At 64.4% G+C, this 17797-nt stretch carries 20 protein-coding genes and 1 pseudogene; 8 read left to right on the plus strand and 13 right to left on the minus strand.

What is annotated here, in order from left to right:
• Positions 1-5: 5 nt before the first annotated feature.
• Genes JVX98_RS27725 through JVX98_RS27735 form a run of 3 tightly spaced genes read right to left on the minus strand, consistent with a single transcriptional unit; the run spans position 6 to position 4768 of the window.
• Positions 6-2834, minus strand: coding sequence for a DUF4159 domain-containing protein (locus tag JVX98_RS27725; protein ID WP_205238150.1), 2829 nt, complete (start codon positions 2832-2834; stop codon positions 6-8).
• The gene (locus JVX98_RS27730; RefSeq protein WP_034788827.1) at positions 2831-3751 is read right to left on the minus strand and encodes a DUF58 domain-containing protein; all 921 of its coding nucleotides are present in this window, start codon (positions 3749-3751) and stop codon (positions 2831-2833) included. The genes JVX98_RS27725 and JVX98_RS27730 overlap by 4 nt, the downstream gene beginning before the upstream one ends.
• 3 nt (positions 3752-3754) lie before the next feature.
• On the minus strand, positions 3755-4768 hold the full coding sequence (locus tag JVX98_RS27735) for a MoxR family ATPase (protein WP_192446916.1): 1014 nt from the start codon (positions 4766-4768) through the stop codon (positions 3755-3757).
• 273 nt (positions 4769-5041) lie between these two features.
• Here JVX98_RS27735 and JVX98_RS27740 point away from each other — a divergent pair, with 273 nt between their 5' ends.
• Genes JVX98_RS27740 through JVX98_RS27750 form a run of 3 tightly spaced genes read left to right on the plus strand, consistent with a single transcriptional unit; the run spans position 5042 to position 7550 of the window.
• Positions 5042-5665 (plus strand): DUF1285 domain-containing protein, encoded by a 624-nt coding sequence (locus tag JVX98_RS27740; protein ID WP_205238151.1) that lies wholly within the window; start codon positions 5042-5044, stop codon positions 5663-5665.
• Complete coding sequence (locus tag JVX98_RS27745) at positions 5662-6294, plus strand: CoA pyrophosphatase (RefSeq protein ID WP_043618142.1); 633 nt, start codon at positions 5662-5664, stop codon at positions 6292-6294. The genes JVX98_RS27740 and JVX98_RS27745 overlap by 4 nt, the downstream gene beginning before the upstream one ends.
• On the plus strand, positions 6291-7550 hold the full coding sequence (locus JVX98_RS27750) for a CCA tRNA nucleotidyltransferase (RefSeq protein ID WP_205238152.1): 1260 nt from the start codon (positions 6291-6293) through the stop codon (positions 7548-7550). Before JVX98_RS27745 ends, JVX98_RS27750 begins: the two co-directional genes overlap by 4 nt.
• A gap of 45 nt (positions 7551-7595) precedes the next feature.
• On the opposite strand, the gene JVX98_RS27755 is transcribed toward JVX98_RS27750, so the two are convergent.
• Complete coding sequence (locus tag JVX98_RS27755; protein ID WP_034788815.1) at positions 7596-7781, minus strand: DUF1059 domain-containing protein; 186 nt, start codon at positions 7779-7781, stop codon at positions 7596-7598.
• 194 nt (positions 7782-7975) lie between these two features.
• Here JVX98_RS27755 and JVX98_RS27760 point away from each other — a divergent pair, with 194 nt between their 5' ends.
• Entirely contained in the window at positions 7976-8521 is a 546-nt protein-coding gene (locus tag JVX98_RS27760) for an adenine phosphoribosyltransferase (RefSeq protein ID WP_043618138.1), read from the plus strand.
• Between the two features lie 44 nt (positions 8522-8565).
• Here JVX98_RS27760 and JVX98_RS27765 read toward each other — a convergent pair whose 3' ends face one another.
• The 3 genes from JVX98_RS27765 to JVX98_RS27775 all read right to left on the minus strand — a co-directional run bounded on the left by JVX98_RS27765 (position 8566) and on the right by JVX98_RS27775 (position 9840).
• Positions 8566-8778 carry a hypothetical protein gene (locus JVX98_RS27765; RefSeq protein WP_043618136.1) on the minus strand — a complete coding sequence of 71 codons (213 nt, stop codon included), beginning with the start codon at positions 8776-8778 and terminating at the stop codon, positions 8566-8568.
• A gap of 139 nt (positions 8779-8917) precedes the next feature.
• Positions 8918-9388, minus strand: a complete 471-nt coding sequence (locus JVX98_RS27770) for a MaoC family dehydratase (RefSeq protein ID WP_205239537.1) — start codon at positions 9386-9388, stop codon at positions 8918-8920.
• Positions 9388-9840 carry a MaoC family dehydratase gene (locus tag JVX98_RS27775; RefSeq protein WP_192446913.1) on the minus strand — a complete coding sequence of 151 codons (453 nt, stop codon included), beginning with the start codon at positions 9838-9840 and terminating at the stop codon, positions 9388-9390. The genes JVX98_RS27770 and JVX98_RS27775 overlap by 1 nt, the downstream gene beginning before the upstream one ends.
• A gap of 189 nt (positions 9841-10029) precedes the next feature.
• Between JVX98_RS27775 and JVX98_RS27780 the strand changes: the two genes are divergently transcribed.
• The gene (locus JVX98_RS27780; RefSeq protein ID WP_246764967.1) at positions 10030-11136 is read left to right on the plus strand and encodes a hypothetical protein; all 1107 of its coding nucleotides are present in this window, start codon (positions 10030-10032) and stop codon (positions 11134-11136) included.
• A 60-nt stretch (positions 11137-11196) separates the two neighbouring features.
• Here JVX98_RS27780 and ychF read toward each other — a convergent pair whose 3' ends face one another.
• On the minus strand, positions 11197-12300 hold the full coding sequence (gene ychF, locus JVX98_RS27785) for a redox-regulated ATPase YchF (protein WP_192446912.1): 1104 nt from the start codon (positions 12298-12300) through the stop codon (positions 11197-11199).
• Between the two features lie 191 nt (positions 12301-12491).
• Between ychF and JVX98_RS27790 the strand changes: the two genes are divergently transcribed.
• Both JVX98_RS27790 and clpS read left to right on the plus strand, forming a co-directional pair.
• Positions 12492-13058 carry a hypothetical protein gene (locus JVX98_RS27790; protein ID WP_205238153.1) on the plus strand — a complete coding sequence of 189 codons (567 nt, stop codon included), beginning with the start codon at positions 12492-12494 and terminating at the stop codon, positions 13056-13058.
• Positions 13059-13208: 150 nt separating this feature from the next.
• The gene (gene clpS / locus JVX98_RS27795; protein WP_192446910.1) at positions 13209-13520 is read left to right on the plus strand and encodes an ATP-dependent Clp protease adapter ClpS; all 312 of its coding nucleotides are present in this window, start codon (positions 13209-13211) and stop codon (positions 13518-13520) included.
• Positions 13521-13573: 53 nt separating this feature from the next.
• Here clpS and JVX98_RS27800 read toward each other — a convergent pair whose 3' ends face one another.
• Together JVX98_RS27800 and JVX98_RS27805 are read right to left on the minus strand one after the other, a co-directional pair.
• Entirely contained in the window at positions 13574-13876 is a 303-nt protein-coding gene (locus JVX98_RS27800) for a hypothetical protein (protein ID WP_205238154.1), read from the minus strand.
• Entirely contained in the window at positions 13860-14420 is a 561-nt protein-coding gene (locus JVX98_RS27805) for a GFA family protein (protein ID WP_246764968.1), read from the minus strand. The genes JVX98_RS27800 and JVX98_RS27805 overlap by 17 nt, the downstream gene beginning before the upstream one ends.
• Before the next feature lie 119 nt (positions 14421-14539).
• Here JVX98_RS27805 and JVX98_RS27810 point away from each other — a divergent pair, with 119 nt between their 5' ends.
• Positions 14540-15169, plus strand: coding sequence for a TetR/AcrR family transcriptional regulator (locus JVX98_RS27810; protein ID WP_246764969.1), 630 nt, complete (start codon positions 14540-14542; stop codon positions 15167-15169).
• A 35-nt stretch (positions 15170-15204) separates the two neighbouring features.
• On the opposite strand, the pseudogene JVX98_RS27815 reads toward JVX98_RS27810, so the two are convergent.
• From JVX98_RS27815 to JVX98_RS27825, 3 genes and pseudogenes are all read right to left on the minus strand, one after another.
• Positions 15205-16113, minus strand: a pseudogene (locus JVX98_RS27815) (squalene cyclase).
• Positions 16114-16255: 142 nt separating this feature from the next.
• Positions 16256-16975 (minus strand): aminoacyl-tRNA hydrolase, encoded by a 720-nt coding sequence (gene pth, locus JVX98_RS27820; protein WP_205238155.1) that lies wholly within the window; start codon positions 16973-16975, stop codon positions 16256-16258.
• Between the two features lie 67 nt (positions 16976-17042).
• On the minus strand, positions 17043-17777 hold the full coding sequence (locus tag JVX98_RS27825; RefSeq protein WP_205238156.1) for an ABC transporter substrate-binding protein: 735 nt from the start codon (positions 17775-17777) through the stop codon (positions 17043-17045).
• Between the last annotated feature and the right edge of the window lie 20 nt (positions 17778-17797).

Consider the following 17797-nt stretch of genomic DNA (forward strand, 5'->3'; position numbering starts at 1 on the left):
GGCCCTCACTGTCCAAGCCTTTGCAGAAGGTCCGGCACGTGAACCTGATCGGCCTTGTAGTTGCCCGTCAGCATGTACATCATGATGTTGACGCCGGCGCGGTAGGCATATTCGCGCTGCATTTCGTCCGGCGGCACCGTCGGCAGGAGCGGTGCACCGTTGACATCAACGGCCCAGGCCCCGGCAAAATCGTTGCCGGTGATCATGATCGGCGTCACGCCGTCGCCGCCGCGCACGGGGCGATTGCTGCGGTCTTCGTCACCATTGGGAGCGGCCTCGACCCAGAGCTGGCTTTCCGCATAGCGCCCGGGGAAGTTCGAAAGCAGGTAGAAGGCCTTCGTCAGCACGTGATCGGAGGGCACCGGCTCCAGCGGCGGAATGTCGAGCCCGCTCAGCATCGCCTGCAGGCGCTGCACGTTGGGGCTGTCGCCGGCATCCGACGGTGTCAGCGACGAGAACTGGTCGCGCGTGTCGAAGAGCACGGTGCCGCCGTTGCGCATATAGGCGTCGATCCGGCTCATCACCCGGCTGCTCGGCATCGGGGCGGTGGCCGAAACCGGCCAGTAGATGATCGGATAGAAGGCCAGTTCGTCCTGTTCGAGATCGACGCCGACGGGTGCGCCCGGTTCCAGCGCGGTTCGGTAGGTCAGATAGTTGCTGAGGCCGATGAGGCCCTGTTCGGAGAGGCGGTCGACCTCCTGCTCGCCGGTGATGACATAGGCGAGATGGGTCGTGTCCAGCCGCTGCAGCGTCTGCTCGTCGCTCGGCTGGCTGTCCTGCGCATGGGCGGTCGCCGGGGCGAGAGCGACGGCAAGGCCGAGCGTTGCAAGGCCAAGCGTTGCGACCAGTGCCGCGGCCGCGGCGCCGCGGCCTGCGCGCCGGCGCATCCCGGCGAGACCGCCGGCCATGTAGAGCACGATCAAAGTGTCGAGGACGAAAAGCGCTAGCGCCAGTCCGAAGAGATAGGGTCGGATCGAGAAAGGCCGGGCGCCCTCCAGTCCTTCGGCCCGTGCCCCGACGAGATTGCCGGTAATCGGGGTGAGCTTGCCGCCGTCAGGCAGCAGATTGTTGGCGACGAAACCTTCCTCCGAACCGTAGAGCCCGGGGGGTGTGTCGGCGGAAACGGTGGGCGCGACGCCGGGTGCGATTTCGAGCGGGCGGGCGCTGCCGGTATCGCCGGTCAGTTCGCCGCGGGCGCTTACCAGGCGGTAGGGCGGCAATGTCTGGGCCTTGCTTGGCTGATCGCCGGCAACGCCGCCAGCGCGCGACAGCTGGATCGACCGGCGCAGCATGTCGACGAACGAGCCTGAGATCGGCAGGTTCGACCAGTTCGGATCGGCGCTCACATGGAAGAGCACGATGCGGCCGCGGCCACGCTCTGCGGTCGTAACCAGCGGCGTGCCGTCGGCGAGGTTGGCCCAGGTCCGCTCCGTCAGATCGGGCGTGGGTTGCGCCAGCACCTGACGCTTCACCAGCACGTCACGCGGGCGCTCCAGTCCGGCAAAGGGGCTTGTGGGCGGGTAGTCGGCAAGCGGCTGTGGCTCCGACCAGGAAAGCGCGCCATCGAGCGTGCGCTCGCCTTGGCGAAGCACGACGGGAACGAGCGGATCGTCGGCGGGAGCGCCGGCGAGCCTCGGACCGGCGAAGCGCACCAGCATGCCGCCATTTTCCAGCCAGCGCGTGACCAGGGGGTAGCTTTCATCCGGCAGGCGGCCGACGTCGGCCATGACGAGGATCGACGGATTTTGCGCCAGGAGCTCGGCGATGGCCTTGCCGACCGCCTCCTCGCGGGGCTCGATCAGGTCGGCATGCGGCTCGAGCGCGCGCTTGATGTAATAGAGCGGCGAAAGCAGCGGCTGCGACTGATGGACCTCGCCGCTGAGAAGAGCGACCCGGCGGCGGCGGTTGCCGTCATCCAAGAGGTGGATGGCGCCGGCCGTCGCCTGGCCTTCGATCGTCAGGCGCGTAAAGTCGTTGCGCAGCTCGAAGGGCGCCTTCAACAGGGCATCCGCCGTGGTGGCGCCGGTCGCGAAACGAAGCTCGCCCTCGGCGATGGCGGTTCCGCGAATGTCACGGGCGAGCACGTAATAGGCGCGTGGTTCGCCGAGCGGCAGGCGCGAGGCGGTAACCCGCATTCCGTCGTTTTCGTTGGTTGCGGCGGTCAGCGCGATGGCGCTTTCCGCATTGCCTTCGACCCGGCGGACATTCGCAGCGCCGAGTTCCGCGATCTGCTCCATCGTTCCGCCATTCGACGCTTCGATGCCGTCGCTGAGGAAGGCGAGGGTTCCGGGCGGAGTACCGGCAAATGCGGTCTTCATGGCGGCAAGCGCCCGGCCGCGGTCGGCCGGCAGCGGCTGCGGCTGTGCGGCGGCCAGGCGGTCGCGCGCCGTGGCGGCGGAGGCCGGCGTCGCGTCGTGCTGGCGGTCGGTGGTAAAGACGATCGAAACCGGAAGCTCTTTGGCTTCGGCATCGTCGATCAGCGCACTGGCCGCCTCGACCCGCTGGTTCCAGTCGGAGACTGTCACCCAGCTGTTGTCGACGACGAGCGCGAGCGGACCGGCCGCCGAAAGCGTATTCTGCCGCGGGTTGATCACCGGATCGGCAATCGCAAGGATCAGGGCTGCGGCCATCAGCATGCGCAACAGCGTCAGCCACCACGGGCTTTGCGCCGGGGTCTCCTCGCGCTTCATCACCGAGGCGAGGATGCGCAGCGGCGGGAAGACTTCGGCCGACGGCCTTGGCGGCGTCATGCGCAGCAGCCACCAGATGACCGGCAGGGCAACCAGGGCGGCAAGGATGGCCGGATTGGTGAAGAGGAAGGCGAGGCCGCTCATAGCTGGCCTCCGTGGGTCGCGCGTCCCGGCATGCCGGAGAGATAGGTGTGCACGGCGACAAGCGCCTCGGAGGCGGGCCGGTCGGTCTTGTGCGGGGTGAAGGTCCAGCCGAGATGGCGGAGCGTCACGCCGAGCGTGTCGCGGCGGCCGATATAGGCGCGCTGATAGTCTTCACGCAGCACTTCGGCGCGGCCGGCGGTCAGCTTCTCGCCGGTCTCAGGATCGGTGAATTCGGTCCGGCCGGAATAGGGGAACACTTCTTCGGCCGGATCGGCAATCTCGACCACATGGCCGCGCAGGCCGCGCCTGGCCAGCGGGCCGAGGCGGTCCATGATCTTTTCGGCAGGATCGAGGAAGTCGCCGATCAGCACGAGGTCGCTGGCGCTGCGGATCATTCCGGTTTCGGGCAGGCCTTCGGCAAGCGGGCTGAGCATGATGGCAGTCGCCAGCCGTTCGGCGGCGTTGCGCGCGGAAACAGGCTCCATGATGCCTGGGCAGCCGATGCGCTCGCCCGAGCGCGCAAGGATTTCGGCGAGTGCCAGCATCAACACCAGCGCGCGGCTCTCCTTGGACACGGTGCCGAGCTTCGACTTGTACATCATCGACGGCGAGAGATCGGCCCACAGCCAGATGGTGTGGGCGGCTTCCCATTCGCGGTCGCGCACATAGGTATGGTCGTCACGGGCAGAACGCCGCCAGTCGATGCGCGACATGCTTTCGCCGTCGGAATAGGGCCGGAACTGCCAGAAATTCTCGCCGATGCCGCGCTTGCGCCGACCGTGCCAGCCGGAGATCACGGTGTTGGCGATCCGTCGCGCCTCGACCAGGCAATCGGGAACGAGCATGGCGCGCTGCTGCGCGCGTGAAAGCACTTCACTGGCGGGAGTACGCGAGACTATGTGCCCGACGGTGGCCATGCGTCAGCCTCTGGCCTGCTTCACCAGATCGGCGACGACGTCGCGCACGGTCATGCCTTCGGCGCGGGCGGCGAAGGTCAGCGCCATGCGGTGCTGCAATACGGGCTCGGCAAGCGCCAGGATATCGTCGATCGACGGTGCCAGGCGGCCGTCATAGAGCGCGCGGGCGCGGGCGCAGAGCATCAGCGCCTGACCGGCGCGCGGGCCTGGACCCCAGGCGACGTTCTTGTCGGTCGCGGCGTTGCCGTTGCCCGGACGGGCGGAGCGCACCAGCGACAGGATCGCGTCGACCACCTTCTCGCCGACCGGCATCTGGCGGATGAGGCTCTGGATCTGCAGCAGCCGGGCGGCATCGATGACCGGGTGGGCCGTCGCTTCGCCGACACCTGTCGTTTCGAGCAGGATCTGCCGCTCGGCGGCAAGGTCCGGATAGCCGACGTCGACCTGCATCAGGAAGCGGTCGAGCTGCGCCTCGGGCAGGGGATAGGTGCCTTCCTGCTCAAGCGGGTTCTGCGTTGCAAGCACATGGAAGGGTTGCGGCAGGTCCTTGCGGGCGCCGGCAACCGTGATGTGATACTCCTGCATGGCCTGCAGCAGCGCCGACTGGGTCCGTGGCGAGGCGCGGTTGATTTCGTCGGCCATCAGCAATTGCGTGAAGATCGGGCCGGGAATGAAGCGGAACGAGCGATGGCCGGCCGCATCCTGGTCCATCACTTCGGAGCCGAGGATATCCGAGGGCATCAGGTCGGGCGTGAACTGCACGCGGCTGGAATCGAGTCCGAGCACGGTGCCGAGCGTGGCGACGAGCTTCGTCTTGGCAAGGCCCGGAACGCCGACGAGCAGGGCATGGCCGCCGGAAAGGACCGCGAGCAGGGTCTGTTCGACGACGCTTTCCTGGCCGAAGATGACTTTGCCGACTTCCGCGCGCACCCGGGCGATTTCGCCCAGCGCACTCTCGGCCGCAGCGACAATCGCCTTCTCGTCGATCGCGTCAGCCGCGCCCTTCATCACACTCATGGTCATACTCCCCGGTCGCCCGTTGTTAAACCGAATCGCCCCTACAGCGCCGCGCGTCCTCATAGAGCGCGCCAGGCTCGCTGTAATATTGAGCCGCCGCAAGACGCCTGTCCTTAGATCGATCCCGATTTAAGGAATCATGCGGTAGCCGGGATTTCAGTCGCCAAAATCCAATTTAGACCCTGTCGGACGGCTGACAAGTCGGCGCCGACGCACTATCTCGTGAGATATCAAAGGTCTCGATGCAAAATCGAGGTCAAACGGGACGGAACAATGGCAGAAGCCGAAATTCAGCAAACCGGCGATGCGGCCGGACTGGCGGCCCTGATTGCGCGTGCTGCCGGACAGACCGGCGAAAAAGCGCGCGGCCTGCCACCGGTTGACCGCTGGAATCCGCCGTTTTGCGGCGACATCGACATGGAGATCCGCGCCGACGGCACCTGGTTCTATCTGGGCACGCCGATCGGCCGGCAGCCCTTGGTCAGGCTGTTTTCCACCGTTTTGCGCAAGGACGAGGACGGGTGCACCTATCTCGTCACGCCTGTGGAAAAGGTCGGCATCCGCATCGTCGATGCGCCTTTCGTTGCTGTGGAGATGAGCGTGACCGAGGGAGAAAAGGGCCAGGTCCTGACCTTCCGCACAAATGTCGGTGACGTGGTCGAAGCCGGGGCGGAGCATCCGCTGCGCTTCGTCATCCATGGCGAGAACCGCGAGCTGAAGCCTTACCTCCATGTGCGCGGGCGGCTGGAGGCCCTGGTGTCGCGGCCGGTCATGTACGACATCGTCGAGCTCGGTGAAACTGTCGCGATCGGCGGCACCGAGATGTTCTGCGTGCGCTCGGGCGGCGCGGTCTTCCCGATCATGCCGGCGGCCGAGCTGGAAGCGCTCTCCCGATGAATGCGCATCCCTTCTCAGCCGACGAGTTTCGTCGTCGGGCGCTGACCCAGATGGGCGGGCCGATCGAGACCTCCTGGCGCGAGCACGGCGACTTCCTGCTCAATCCGGGCATGGTGCCCTATCTGGAGACGCTGAAGCTCAAGGACGCCGCAGTCCTGGTGCCGGTTGTCGACGACGGCGACGATGCTACGGTTATCCTCACCCAACGCACCACCAGCCTGCGCAAGCATTCCGGCCAGGTCGCCTTTCCGGGCGGCGCCGTGGACCCCGAAGACCGGTCGATCGAAGTCGCAGCGCTGCGCGAGGCGCAGGAAGAGATCGGCCTTGATCCGCGCTTCGTCGAAACCATCGGCCGGCTGCCGCACTACATGGCCATGTCCGGTTTCCGCATCACCCCGGTGCTGGCGGTGGTCAAGCCCGGCTTCGAACTCGTGCCCAACCCGGAAGAGGTCGAAAGCGTTTTCGAGGTGCCGCTGTCGTTCCTGATGGACCCCGGCAACCACGACCGCGGCAGCGGCCACTGGCAGGGCGAGGAACGGCATTTCTACCGGATGCCCTATGGCGGCCGCAACATCTGGGGTATCACCGCCGGAATTCTGCGCATGCTCTATGAAAGGCTTTATGCATGACCTCGGTTGCTGGCGAAGGCTGGTTCTCGACGCCCTCCCTGCGTCGCGTTTTCGATGTGCTCAATGTCGATGGCGGCGAAGTCCGGGTCGTCGGCGGCGCGGTGCGCAACAGCCTGATGGGCTTGCCGGCAGGCGATATCGACATGGCAACCACCTGGCACCCCGACGAAGTTGCCGAGCGGGCGAAGGCGGCCGGCATCAAGGTGGTGCCGACCGGCATCGACCATGGTACGGTGACGCTCGTCATCGACGGCATGCCCTATGAGGTGACGACGCTGCGCCGTGACGTTGCGACCGACGGCCGTCGCGCCGAAGTCGCCTTCGGCACCGACTGGAAGGCGGATGCCGAGCGGCGGGACTTCACCATCAATGCGCTCTACGCCAACGACCGCGGCGAGGTCTTCGACGACGTCGGCGGTCTCGCCGATATCGAAACGCGCACGCTGCGCTTTATCGGCGATGCCAGCGAACGGGTCGCCGAAGACTATCTGCGCATCCTGCGCTTCTTCCGCTTCTTCGCCCATTACGGCCGCGGCCGGCCGGATGCCGATGGCTTGCGCGCCTGTGCCCGCGCGCGCGCGAAGCTTGCAACGCTTTCGGCCGAGCGGGTCTGGGCGGAAACGAAGAAGCTACTTTCGGCCGATGATCCCGGCCGCGCGCTGCTCTGGATGCGCCAGGCCGGCGTGCTCACCGAAATCCTGCCGGAAACCGAGAAATGGGGCATCGACGCGATCCCCGAACTCGTTGCCGCCGAGCGGGCCTTCGGTTGGAAGCCGGATCCGCTTCTGCGCCTTTCCGCGATCGTGCCGCCGGACGAGGAACGCCTCAAGGCGCTGGCGGAGCGTTTGCGTGTGTCGAAGGCGGAAGCCGCTTTTTTCAGCCGCTGGGCGAAGGCGCCTGCGGTCCCGGCGACGACCGTCGACACGGCCTTCGATCGGCTGCTCTATCGTCATGGGGTGGAAGGCATTGTCGTGCGGCTGCGGCTGGCGCTCTCAACAGCGCGGCGCAAGTCGGAAGGCGACCCGGCGTTCTTGTCCGAGACTGCTTCGCTGCGCCGTCTTCTGGCGCGGGCCGAGGCCTTCAAGCGGCCAAGCTTTCCGTTGAACGGCGGTGATGTGCTGAAGGCCGGTGTGCCGGCCGGCCCACGGGTGGGCGAGATCCTCGGCGAGCTCGAAACTCTCTGGATCGAGCGTAACTTCAATCTCGACCGGGCAAACCTCGTCGCCCGGCTCGAAGCCATGGTGCAGCCGTCCTGATCAGGCCGCCTTGGCCGGACGGCTTAAGCCGCCTTGGCCGGACGGCTAGGCCGCCTTGGACTCGTCGGTGATCCGGGCCTTGATGTTGTCGATCATGTTTTCGCGGATCACGGTTTCGCCGTGCGTTTCGCGCATGTGATCGACGACGCGGCGCACGATTTCGGCATCGTTGTCGGCGCGGGTGTGCCATTCGCAACCCGGGACGAGGGAACCGCATTCAAACAGGCGCATGGTTGCTTCCTTCCCTGTGTAAGTTTGATGCGAGAGCGCGGCGCGCCGGTCGGGCGACCGCACGGTCAGAGTAGCATCAACCCCCGGCACGGCCAATTGTTCCCGCCGAACGCGCGACAAGAAACCGTTATAGACAAGCAGGCCGTTGGTGTTATGGGTTTGCGGTAACAAGAGACGCAAAGGCCCTTTTGCCCATGACCTCCACCGTTCAATCGGAACTGATTGCCGCCATCCGGAACATTCCTGACTATCCGAAGCCGGGCGTGATGTTTCGCGATATCACCACCTTGCTCGGCAATCCGCGCGCCTTCCGTCGCGCGATCGACGAACTGGTGCATCCCTATGCCGGCACCAAGATCGACAAGATCGCCGGTATCGAGGCGCGTGGTTTCATCCTCGGTGGAGCGATCGCGCATCAGCTTTCCTCTGGCTTCGTGCCGATCCGCAAGAAGGGCAAGCTGCCGCACGACACCGTGCGCATCGCCTACAGCCTGGAATACGGCGTCGACGAGATGGAAATGCACAAGGATGCGATCCGGCCGGGCGAAAAGGTGATCCTGGTCGACGACCTGATCGCGACCGGCGGCACGGCGGAAGCGGCCACCAAGCTTCTGAAGCAGATGGGCGCCGAGATCGTCGCCGCCTGTTTCGTCATCGACCTGCCTGAACTCGGCGGGCGCAAGAAGCTTGAAGCGCTCGGCGTCAATGTCCGCACGCTTATCGAGTTCGAGGGCCACTGATCGGTCCGCGGGATGGGTGCGGAGAACCGCGCCCTTCCTTTGGCCTACATGCGGTTGATCGTTCGCAGCATCAATTGCACTTCGCGCTGGGCTGCCGGCGACAACGTCTCCACTTCGGTGAGCCAGAATTTTTCGGCTTCCGGCGGCTCGTCTTCCCAGCTTCGGACCGATGTCTCGTTATCATCGATGACGACGCGTCGGTGACCGCCAAGACGCAGATATTCGTCCGCCAGTTCGCGGGCGTGGGTTCTTTCCATAGCTGCTCCTCCGCTAGCAATGGTCGCTTGCGCTGAAGCCGCTTCGGCGCGGCTGAGGGCGCGCAACCTGTAGCTCGGGAGTTTACACCCGGCGGAAGGCGCTTTTAAGAAATGATGGTGCCTGGCCGGTTTGGTCCGGTCAGACGAACTCGATGACCTTGCTCTCGAAACGGATCACCGCCTCGCCGTGCTGGTTTTCGCCTTCGCACAGGATCGTATTGATCCGCCAGCCGGGTTTGGAGGCAAGCGAACGGCTTTCGAGGAAGGTGACGAAGTAGGTGACCGTATCGTCGGCATAGACCGGCTTCAGCCATTTCAGGTCACGAAATCCGGGCGAGGGGCCGAGGTTCGGCGCCTTCAGGCCTTCGGCCGCAAGCCGCCGCTGCTCGTTTCGCCAGAACTTGACGAAGCATTGCATCCACCCCGCGCAGGTATGCCAGCCCGAGGCGCAAAGGCCGCCGAACAGCGAATGCCGCGCCTTTTCCGCGTCGAGATGGAAGGGTTGGGGGTCGAAGTCGGTGGCAAAACGGATGATGTCGTCGGCCGTAAACGTCAGACTGCCGATCACGGTCCGGCTCTTGGCCGCGTAGAATTCTTCCATCGTCATCATCAGGCTTTGCCCTTGTCGCGGCAGCGAAAGAGAACCGAGCATTCGGAAACCGCCACGGGCTCGCCGGCCTGGTTGTTGATTTCGTTGCGGAACTTGACGATGCCGAGATCCGGTTTAGACTTCGAACGGCGCGCTTCGATCACCAAGCTGAAGCCAGAGAGCACGTCGCCGGCAATGACCGGCTTCCTCCAGTCCATGAAATCGATGCCGGGCGAGCCCTGGGACGTGGAATTGCTCATGAAGGCGTCGAGCATCATGCGCATGCCGATGGCGCTGGTGTGCCAGCCGGAGGCGGCGAGACCGCCCAGGATGCTGCGTTTTCCCGCCTCTTCATCAAGGTGCATCGGCTGCTGGTCGAATTCGCTGGCAAACGCGATCATCTCCGGCGGCTTCATCTCGACCGGCTTGTAGTCGAACCGCCGGCCTTCGGAAAAATCCTCGAAGTAGAGCATGCTTGCCTTGTCCCGTCTGATTTGTTGCCGCATTACCTACTGCATAATTTCCGCAAGCGGAATCGATTTGCGCGGACATAGGCAACATCGCGGGTCCTCCTGCGACGTTTCCCGGTTGCTCTTGACTCTTGTCCATGCAACCAGCTGACAATCCGTCCCATCCGCTCGTGTCTTGACTGAGGAAAGCGCGTGACCGAACTGAACAGAGCGCTCGCGGGCGCAGCCGAAAAAGGCATCATCTCCGCGCATCAGGTGCGCGATCTCGAAGTGTATCTCGCCGATCGCGGCTTCCGTTTCGGTCCGGCGGCATCGGATGCCGCGGCCGATAGGGCCGACGCCGCGCTCGATGCTCGGGCGGCGGAAGAGAGCGAACAACCCCGCTTCATCAGAGGCTTCCACGATATCCTGATCACGATCGGCGTCGTGGTGGTCCTGATCGGCTTGTGGGGTCTGACCGGCCCGCTCGCAACGCTGCCCGTCATTCTCGTGCTTGCGGAAATTCTCGTGAGGCGCCAGCGTCTGGCGCTGCCCTCGGTGGTGCTGACGCTCGCGCTCGTCCACTGGGTCGCAATGACCTCGATGTGGTTCGTGGACGATCACGGGGATGCCTGGCACCCCCTGACCTTCGGCCTGGCCTATGTTGCTGCCTTCCCGATCCCGCTGGCGCTGTTCTACTGGCGCTACCGCGTTCCCCTGGCGCTGGCCGGCCTTGTGCTGTCGATCGCGATGCTCTGCGTGGTGGCGGTGCTCATCGCCTTCCAGAAGGTCTTCGGTATCGACGTTGCCAACCCCGACCACGTCCTGCTCTTTCCGCTGACCCTGTTCGTGGGGGCGATGGCCGTGTTCGCGATCGCCATGCGCTACGACGTTTCGGACCCTCAGCGGCTCACCACCCGTTCGGACATCGCCTTCTGGCTGCACCTGGCAGCCGCGCCGGCTCTGCTCTATTCGCTGATGGGCCTGGTGTTTCTGGCGAATGGCGGCGCAACATGGTGGGACGGACAGGCAAGCTTCAATCAGGCCGCTTCCGCAATCGTGATCGTCGCCGTGTTCATGCTGGTCGGGCTCGTCATCGACCGGCGCGCTTTCGTCACATCGGGACTGTTGTCGCTTGGCGGTGCGATCTGGACTGTGTTGAGCAAGACCAATGCGTCGCTCGACAGCTACGTCTTCATCGCCCTTGCGGTCGTCGGGGTGACCGTCTTGTTCATCGGCATTTTCTGGCAGCGGCTGCGCCGCATGGTCATCGACCTCTTGCCGGAAACGATAACGGCGCGGTTGCATGCCGCGCCGTAGTATCAAGTTCTGATGCGCTCCGATCCCGCGCCTTTGAGTGCGGGATCGGAGCGGCAGGTCTTACGTGTTGAAGCGGAAGTGGATGACGTCGCCGTCCTGGACGACGTATTCCTTGCCTTCGTCACGGGCCTTGCCGGCTTCCTTGGCGCCCACTTCGCCACCGAGCGCGATGTAGTCTTCATAGGCGATCGTGTTGGCGCGAATGAAGCCACGCTCGAAGTCGGTGTGGATGACGCCGGCGGCCTGCGGCGCCTTGGTGCCGCGCTGGATCGTCCAGGCGCGGGTTTCCTTCGGGCCGACAGTGAAATAGGTGATGAGGTCGAGCAGCTTGTAGCCGGCGCGGATCAGGCGGTCGAGACCGGCTTCTTCGAGACCGAGTGCGCTCAGGAACTCCTTGGATTCTTCTTCCGGCAGCTGGGCCACTTCGGATTCGATCGCCGCCGAGATGACAACGCTCTCGGCGCCTTGCGCCTTTGCCATTTCGGCAACCGCACGGGTGTGTTCGTTGCCGTCGACCGCATCGCTTTCCGCGACGTTGCAGACATAGAGAACCGGGTGTGCGGTCAAAAGGTTCAGGCCCTGCAGGATGCGCAGTTCTTCGGCGTCGAGCTTGGCGAGCATCGTGCGAACCGGCTTGCCATCCTGCAGAAGCTTCAGCGAGGCTTCCATGATCGGCAGCTGGGCGACGGAGTCCTTGTCCTTGCCGCCGGCGCGCTTGCGGGTCTGCTCGGTGCGGCGCTCGAGGCTGTCGAGGTCGGCGAGCATCAGCTCGGTCTCGATCGTCTCGGCATCGGCCACCGGGTTGATGCGGCCTTCGACGTGCGTGATGTCGTCATCCTCGAAGCAGCGCAGCACGTGAACGACGGCGTCCACTTCGCGGATGTTGGCGAGGAACTGGTTGCCGAGGCCTTCACCCTTCGACGCGCCGCGCACCAGGCCGGCGATGTCGACGAAGGAGATGCGCGTCGGGATGATTTCCTTCGACTTGGCGATGTCGGCAAGCTTGCGCATGCGCGGGTCCGGCACCGCCACTTCGCCGGTGTTCGGCTCGATGGTGCAGAAGGGATAGTTGGCCGCTTGCGCCGCTGCCGTCTTGGTGAGTGCGTTGAAGAGCGTGGACTTGCCGACGTTCGGCAGTCCGACAATACCGCATTTGAAGCCCATGGGGTCTCGTCCGTATCTTAAAATTCCGTTGGCGTGGCTATGCGGGAAGGGCGCTCCCCGGTCAAGGGCGCAGGCCCTGTTCACGGTAAATAAGGGGCCACGCCCGTTGAACGGGTGCTCTTCGGCCCGCATATGCACTCAGATTTCCGTCGATCTGCTCGGCGGCCAGGACATTTTTGAGGATTTCCGCATTGATCGACCAGAAGTTCATGTTTCCGCGCGTGCCGGTTGCCGTCGTCGATATCGGCGATACGCTTGAGGCGCTGTTGATCCGCGCGACGCTCGAAAGCATGGGCGCCGTTGTCACCCTGCATCTGCCGGGGACACCAGGCGATTTCCTGACCTTGCTCGCCGGCGGCGAGCTCGTTCACCAGCACCTGATCATTTCCGGACACGGCGACGAGAACGGCTTCGTCTTTGGCGACTATATCGAGGAGATCGACACATCGATGCTGATCGAGGGCAGCCTGCCGCCAGCCGTTATCGCCGAACACGCCAGGCTTGACGGCAAGATCGTGCTCAGCACCTGCTGCGAGACCGGCCGCAAGAGCTACGGCGATGCCTTCGTCGAAAAGGGAGGGGCTTCCCTCTACGTTGCGCCTGACGGCTCGCCCGAAGGAGCGGACGCGCCTCTTTTCGTGCATTGCTTCTTTCACGCGCTGCTGGCGCGCAAGCAAGAGGCAAGGGCGGCGCTGGAAAAAGCCCGCTCCTATGACGGAGCGGCATCGATGTTCGTCGGCTATTGGGGAAAGCGTTGATTTCCGCCTGCGTCCGTGCGCCTGCTTTTGCTTGATCGGCACCTGCGGCGGTAGGATAGTGCGCCGACGGGGCCGGTGCGCCGAGACGGCCTTGTCCGCAAGGCGGGCCGCGGCAGCGCCGGTCAATCTGTCATCAACGGGGTGGTTCCGATGAGTGACAACGAGGTTGCCAGAAAAGTCAAAGTGAAGGTGAAGTCGAAGCTCGAGCGGCCGAAGCTTTACAAGGTCATGCTGCTCAATGACGATTACACGCCGCGCGAGTTCGTCGTCGGCGTGCTCAAGGCCGTGTTCCATATGAGCGAGGAGGCGGGCTACCGGGTGATGATGACCGCCCACAAGATGGGGAGCTGTGTGGTGGTCGTCTGCGCCCGCGACATCGCCGAAACCAAGGCCAAGGAAGCAACCGATCTCGCCAAGGAAGCGGGCTTCCCGCTGCTTTTCACCACCGAGCCAGAGGAATAACAAGCCTCATGAATAGCGTGGCGGCCGGAGAGATGCCCGGCGGCCGGCCCGTTTCACGCCTTCCGGTGCAGGCGAAGCGGCTTGCTCGCTTCGCGCTCGATCGTGCCCTTGGCTTCGAGATCGAGCTGAACCGCCTTCAGCCACCAGCCCGCCTTCGCGCCCTCGGGAAAAAGGTCCTGTGGCAGCAACGGTAGCAGCCGCTCCTTCGCTTCCGCCACGCTCAGGCCCGGCGACGACGGCGGCAGCACCGCGAGCAGGGCTTCACGCATCGCCTCGTATTTCACCCGATCGACGCGATGTTTGTGGCCGGGCGAGACGATGTTTTCGATCTCGATCTTCTCAGCCTGGGATGCCATTGGCCTCGCCCTTCACATAGTCGATCTTCGGCGCCTTGAATCCCATCGCCGCCCAGGCGGTCAAAAGCCGCCACATGAAGCGGCCCGAATGGGTCTTGTAGCTCGGCAGCGTGTCGGCAAACTCGACGCCGGCCCTGCGATCCCTCGTCATCGTGCGCATTTCCAGCGGCGGCTGTTCGTCCGGGGCAAAACGCTGATTGTAGACGCTCAGCCAGTGGCCGCCCTTGAATTCCAGGAACATGGCGGCGTTGCAGCAGCTGGCGATGACCCGGCGCGTCGGCGCTTCCGGCGTCAGCCGGTGTTCGCGCAGGAGATCGCTGCCTCTCACGCAGCGGATCCGGTCCTTGCGGTAGAGCGCAAAGCGCGTCGAGCCGTCGGCCTCCATGACCGGCGACGCCTCCGGCAAGGCCTCGAAGCGCTCGCCGGCGGTGCGGCAACTGGTGCAGTAGCAGGCGGCGCCGACGATCGGCTCGCCGACGGCTTCAAAGGCAACCAGCCCGCAGCGGCAGGCGGCAATGCGATGTCTTCGCTGTGGTCTGGCCATGGCCATCTCCTGATCCGGCTTCACTAACTAGACTGTACCGTCCAGTTTGATTTGTCAATCCGACCGGCCTATTCTACAAGCCGAGTGATTTGGCGAGACACGGCAGGGGGAGGGCAGGCTTGAGCAACGGCGCCAAGACGCGCATGAAGCGCACCCGCAAACTGATCGTGGCCGCAGCCAGCGATCTCTTCCTCAAGCACGGCTTTCTCGGCACCAACATGGACGAGATCGCCGCGACGGCGGAGGTGTCAAAGCAGACGGTCTATTCCCACTTCCGCAACAAGGAGGCGCTGTTTCTCGAAGTCGTGCGCAGCATGACGGGGGGAGCCGGCGACGAGTTCCAGGAGCAGGTGGCCGACCCCGATGGCGATGAACCGATCGAGGACTTCCTGCTCGACTATGCCACGCAGTTGCTGACGATCGTGATGACGCCGCGACTGATGCAGGTTCGCCGCCTTGTGATCGCCGAAGTGGAGCGCTTTCCGCAGCTTGGCGAGGCGCTGCACGAGCGCGGGCCCATGCGCTCGATCCGGCGGCTGGCGGTCGCGTTCAGGCGCTATGGCGAGAAGGGCGACATCCGGGTGAGGGACGCAGAGGTCGCCGGCGGCTTCTTCAACTGGCTGGTCATGGGCGGGCCGGTCAATGACGCCATGCTGCTCGGCGACGGCGCCATTCCGACGCCGGAAGTGCTGCGGGCCCATGCGGCCGAGGCAGTGCGGATCTTTCTGGCGGCCCATAGGCCGGGGTGATGGATGGCTGCGGGTTGCGCTCAGGCGCGCAGCCTTCACCGCACGTGGGCGTCCCACCACTTGAGCACGCGCATAGCCTTCAGCGTCACCCACCGCGAAGGGGCGTCGATCCCGTCGTCGATGTCGAACCACACCCGTCCGGCGGGGCGCCAGTCGAGTGGCCATGCGCCGCTTTCGAGCTGCCTTGAACGCAGATGGTCGATCGCTTCGCTGAGTCGTGGATCGGGTGCCGCATCGCAAAAGAGCGCCGCGGCACGAAAGTAATCGAGCGCCCGCAGGATGTCGTAGCGCCAGCGGCTCGGGTGGCAAAGGCACAGGAAGCGTTTGTCGGCGGCTTCGCCCGTGCTCAGGCGGCGAAACAGATGGCGCTTGAGCAGATAGTCCTCGCCGGCCCGGCGCGCGGCCTTGGACTGTGGCGTGCCACCGGTCGCCCATTCGAACCCAAGCAGACCTTCGAGCACGTTGACGGTGGTGGCAAAGGAGGACCGGAGCGAACCGTTTGCCCGTTCGCAGTTCCAGCCGCCATCGGCCTGGACCTCGCCGACGAGCCTCTCGACGATCGGCGAAACATCGACGCCGAAATAGGCGCCGTCGGCAACGGTGCGGCCGTTGATGCACTCCTCGACTTCGCCTTGCCAATAGGGCTGGCCGCCTTCGTCCCAGCGGGAATTCGCGCCGATCAGGTCGACGGTTCGTTGGGCCCGTTCAGACTAAGGGTCAAGACCGAATTCCCGGAGCTGCGACAGCGAAAAGCAGGTTGCCGTCCAGGGTTGGCCCTGCGCGGTCCACTCGTGCTCGTCGAAACCGGCGGGAATGAAGGCGCCTCCCGCCCATTGTCCATCATCGTCCTGCTGCGAGAGAAGCCTGGCGCCCCAGCCTTCGGTCTCCACCTTGGCCCTTTCGGCTTTCCACAGAGACTCTGGAGCGTCCAGCAGGTCGCGCATTACCTGCCAGCGGATTGCGGGATCCGATGCGAGAAGCCAGTCAATCACCGCGTCGGCCACGGGCGTGCTCCAGACTTATGCCATCGGGTCGATCTGACCCGTTCCGACTGCACAAGCTAGGGCGCTTTCCGATTAGGGGCAGCTAGTCGTTCTTCGAGCCAAACATCTTCTTCAGCATGTCGGCCATCGGGCCGGTCGCCGGCAGCTTCTTCGGCTGGGCGGAATTGCGCGCCTGGTGGATATGCGATTGCGCGCCCTGCTTCTTCGGGCCTTGAGGCTTTTCCGCCTCCGGCTTGCCGCCGGTGGCAAGCGCGATCTTGTTCAGGAGCTGGCTGTCTTCGCCGCGCACCAGCATATCGGCATTGTCGGCGATGGCGTCGAGCAAGGGCACCAACCAGGCCTGGTCTGCCTTGGCGAAATCGCCAAGCACATGAGCGTGCACCAGATCCTTGACGCCGGGATGGCCGATGCCGAGGCGCATGCGCCGGTAGTCCTTGCCGCAATGGGCATCGATCGACTTGATGCCGTTATGCCCGCCATGGCCGCCGCCGACCTTGATGCGCGCCTTGGCGGACGGCAGGTCGAGCTCGTCATAGATGACGGTGATGTCCTTCGGCTGCAGCTTGTAGAAGCGCATGGCCTCGCCGACCGCTTCGCCGGACAGGTTCATGTAGGTCTGCGGTTTCATCAACAGAACGCGCTCGCCGCCGATATCGCCTTCGGCGATCTCGGCCTTGAACTTCTTCGACCAGGAAGAAAAGCTGTGCCGGCGGTGAATGACGTCAACCGCCATGAAGCCGATATTGTGCCGGTTGGCGGCGTATTTCGAACCTGGATTGCCAAGCCCTACGATGATCAACATGGTGCTGCGCATTCATGATTTCGGGGTGATGCCATCCAAAAACACCGCACCCCCCGGAAGTCAACGCCTATTTCTCCGCCTGCAGGCTGGCATTGGGCTTGAGCCCGTATTGCTTGAAGATCACATCCTGGGTGCCGTTGCCGATCAGCCGGTCGAGTTCGTATTGCATGGTGGCGACGATATCGCGGGGAAAGTCGCGGTGGCAGGCGATGCCGTAGAGCTTGCCTTCCAGCACCAGCGCCGCCTCCACCGGTTTGCCTTCGGTGCGCATGCTTTCGAAGGTCTTCTCGGACGTCATCAACAGATCGACCCGGCCGGCGAGCAGCTTTTTCAGGCTGGAATCGAGATTGGCGGCATAATCGATCTTGTGGAAGCGGTGCTCCTTGAGATAGGACGCCGAAAAATCCTCGCGCTGTGTGCCGACGGTATATTGCTGCGCGTCCTCCAGCGATTTGGGCGCAATGGCGGATCCGGCCTGCCGGACCATGACCATGTGGTCGATCAGCAGCGGCTCGACCCACTGGAAGTTTCCGTCGCGCTCGGCGTCGTGGCCGGTGGTGAAAACACAATAGGCGGGATCGGTCTCGGCCAGCATGAAAGCCCGCGCCCAGGGTAGAACCTCGATCGTATAGGGCTGCTTCAGGCGCTCCATGATGAGCTTGATCTGGTCGACGGCTGCACCGCTCGGGCCGGCCTCGGTCGAAAAGTTGTAAGGCGGATATTCCTCCGTGACAAACTTGATCGTCTGGGCCTCGGCCGTCGTTACAAGGCCCAGGAAAAATGCTGCGATCAGCGCCTTCACATCTTTTCCTCCTCTTCTGC

This window comes from Ensifer sp. PDNC004 (genome assembly GCF_016919405.1).
Lineage (GTDB): Bacteria > Pseudomonadota > Alphaproteobacteria > Rhizobiales > Rhizobiaceae > Ensifer.

What these genes read in the sequence shown, in the direction of transcription:
- JVX98_RS27725 (WP_205238150.1), bottom strand. Translation starts at nt 2,834, where the DNA reads ATGAGCGGCCTCGCCTTCCTCTTCACCAATCCGGCCATCCTTGCCGCC.
- JVX98_RS27730 (WP_034788827.1), bottom strand. Translation starts at nt 3,751, where the DNA reads ATGGCCACCGTCGGGCACATAGTCTCGCGTACTCCCGCCAGTGAAGTG.
- JVX98_RS27735 (WP_192446916.1), bottom strand. Translation starts at nt 4,768, where the DNA reads ATGAGTGTGATGAAGGGCGCGGCTGACGCGATCGACGAGAAGGCGATT.
- JVX98_RS27740 (WP_205238151.1), top strand. Translation starts at nt 5,042, where the DNA reads ATGGCAGAAGCCGAAATTCAGCAAACCGGCGATGCGGCCGGACTGGCG.
- JVX98_RS27745 (WP_043618142.1), top strand. Translation starts at nt 5,662, where the DNA reads ATGAATGCGCATCCCTTCTCAGCCGACGAGTTTCGTCGTCGGGCGCTG.
- JVX98_RS27750 (WP_205238152.1), top strand. Translation starts at nt 6,291, where the DNA reads ATGACCTCGGTTGCTGGCGAAGGCTGGTTCTCGACGCCCTCCCTGCGT.
- JVX98_RS27755 (WP_034788815.1), bottom strand. Translation starts at nt 7,781, where the DNA reads ATGCGCCTGTTTGAATGCGGTTCCCTCGTCCCGGGTTGCGAATGGCAC.
- JVX98_RS27760 (WP_043618138.1), top strand. Translation starts at nt 7,976, where the DNA reads ATGACCTCCACCGTTCAATCGGAACTGATTGCCGCCATCCGGAACATT.
- JVX98_RS27765 (WP_043618136.1), bottom strand. Translation starts at nt 8,778, where the DNA reads ATGGAAAGAACCCACGCCCGCGAACTGGCGGACGAATATCTGCGTCTT.
- JVX98_RS27770 (WP_205239537.1), bottom strand. Translation starts at nt 9,388, where the DNA reads ATGATGACGATGGAAGAATTCTACGCGGCCAAGAGCCGGACCGTGATC.
- JVX98_RS27775 (WP_192446913.1), bottom strand. Translation starts at nt 9,840, where the DNA reads ATGCTCTACTTCGAGGATTTTTCCGAAGGCCGGCGGTTCGACTACAAG.
- ychF (WP_192446912.1), bottom strand. Translation starts at nt 12,300, where the DNA reads ATGGGCTTCAAATGCGGTATTGTCGGACTGCCGAACGTCGGCAAGTCC.
- clpS (WP_192446910.1), top strand. Translation starts at nt 13,209, where the DNA reads ATGAGTGACAACGAGGTTGCCAGAAAAGTCAAAGTGAAGGTGAAGTCG.
- JVX98_RS27800 (WP_205238154.1), bottom strand. Translation starts at nt 13,876, where the DNA reads ATGGCATCCCAGGCTGAGAAGATCGAGATCGAAAACATCGTCTCGCCC.
- JVX98_RS27805 (WP_246764968.1), bottom strand. Translation starts at nt 14,420, where the DNA reads ATGGCCAGACCACAGCGAAGACATCGCATTGCCGCCTGCCGCTGCGGG.
- pth (WP_205238155.1), bottom strand. Translation starts at nt 16,975, where the DNA reads ATGTTGATCATCGTAGGGCTTGGCAATCCAGGTTCGAAATACGCCGCC.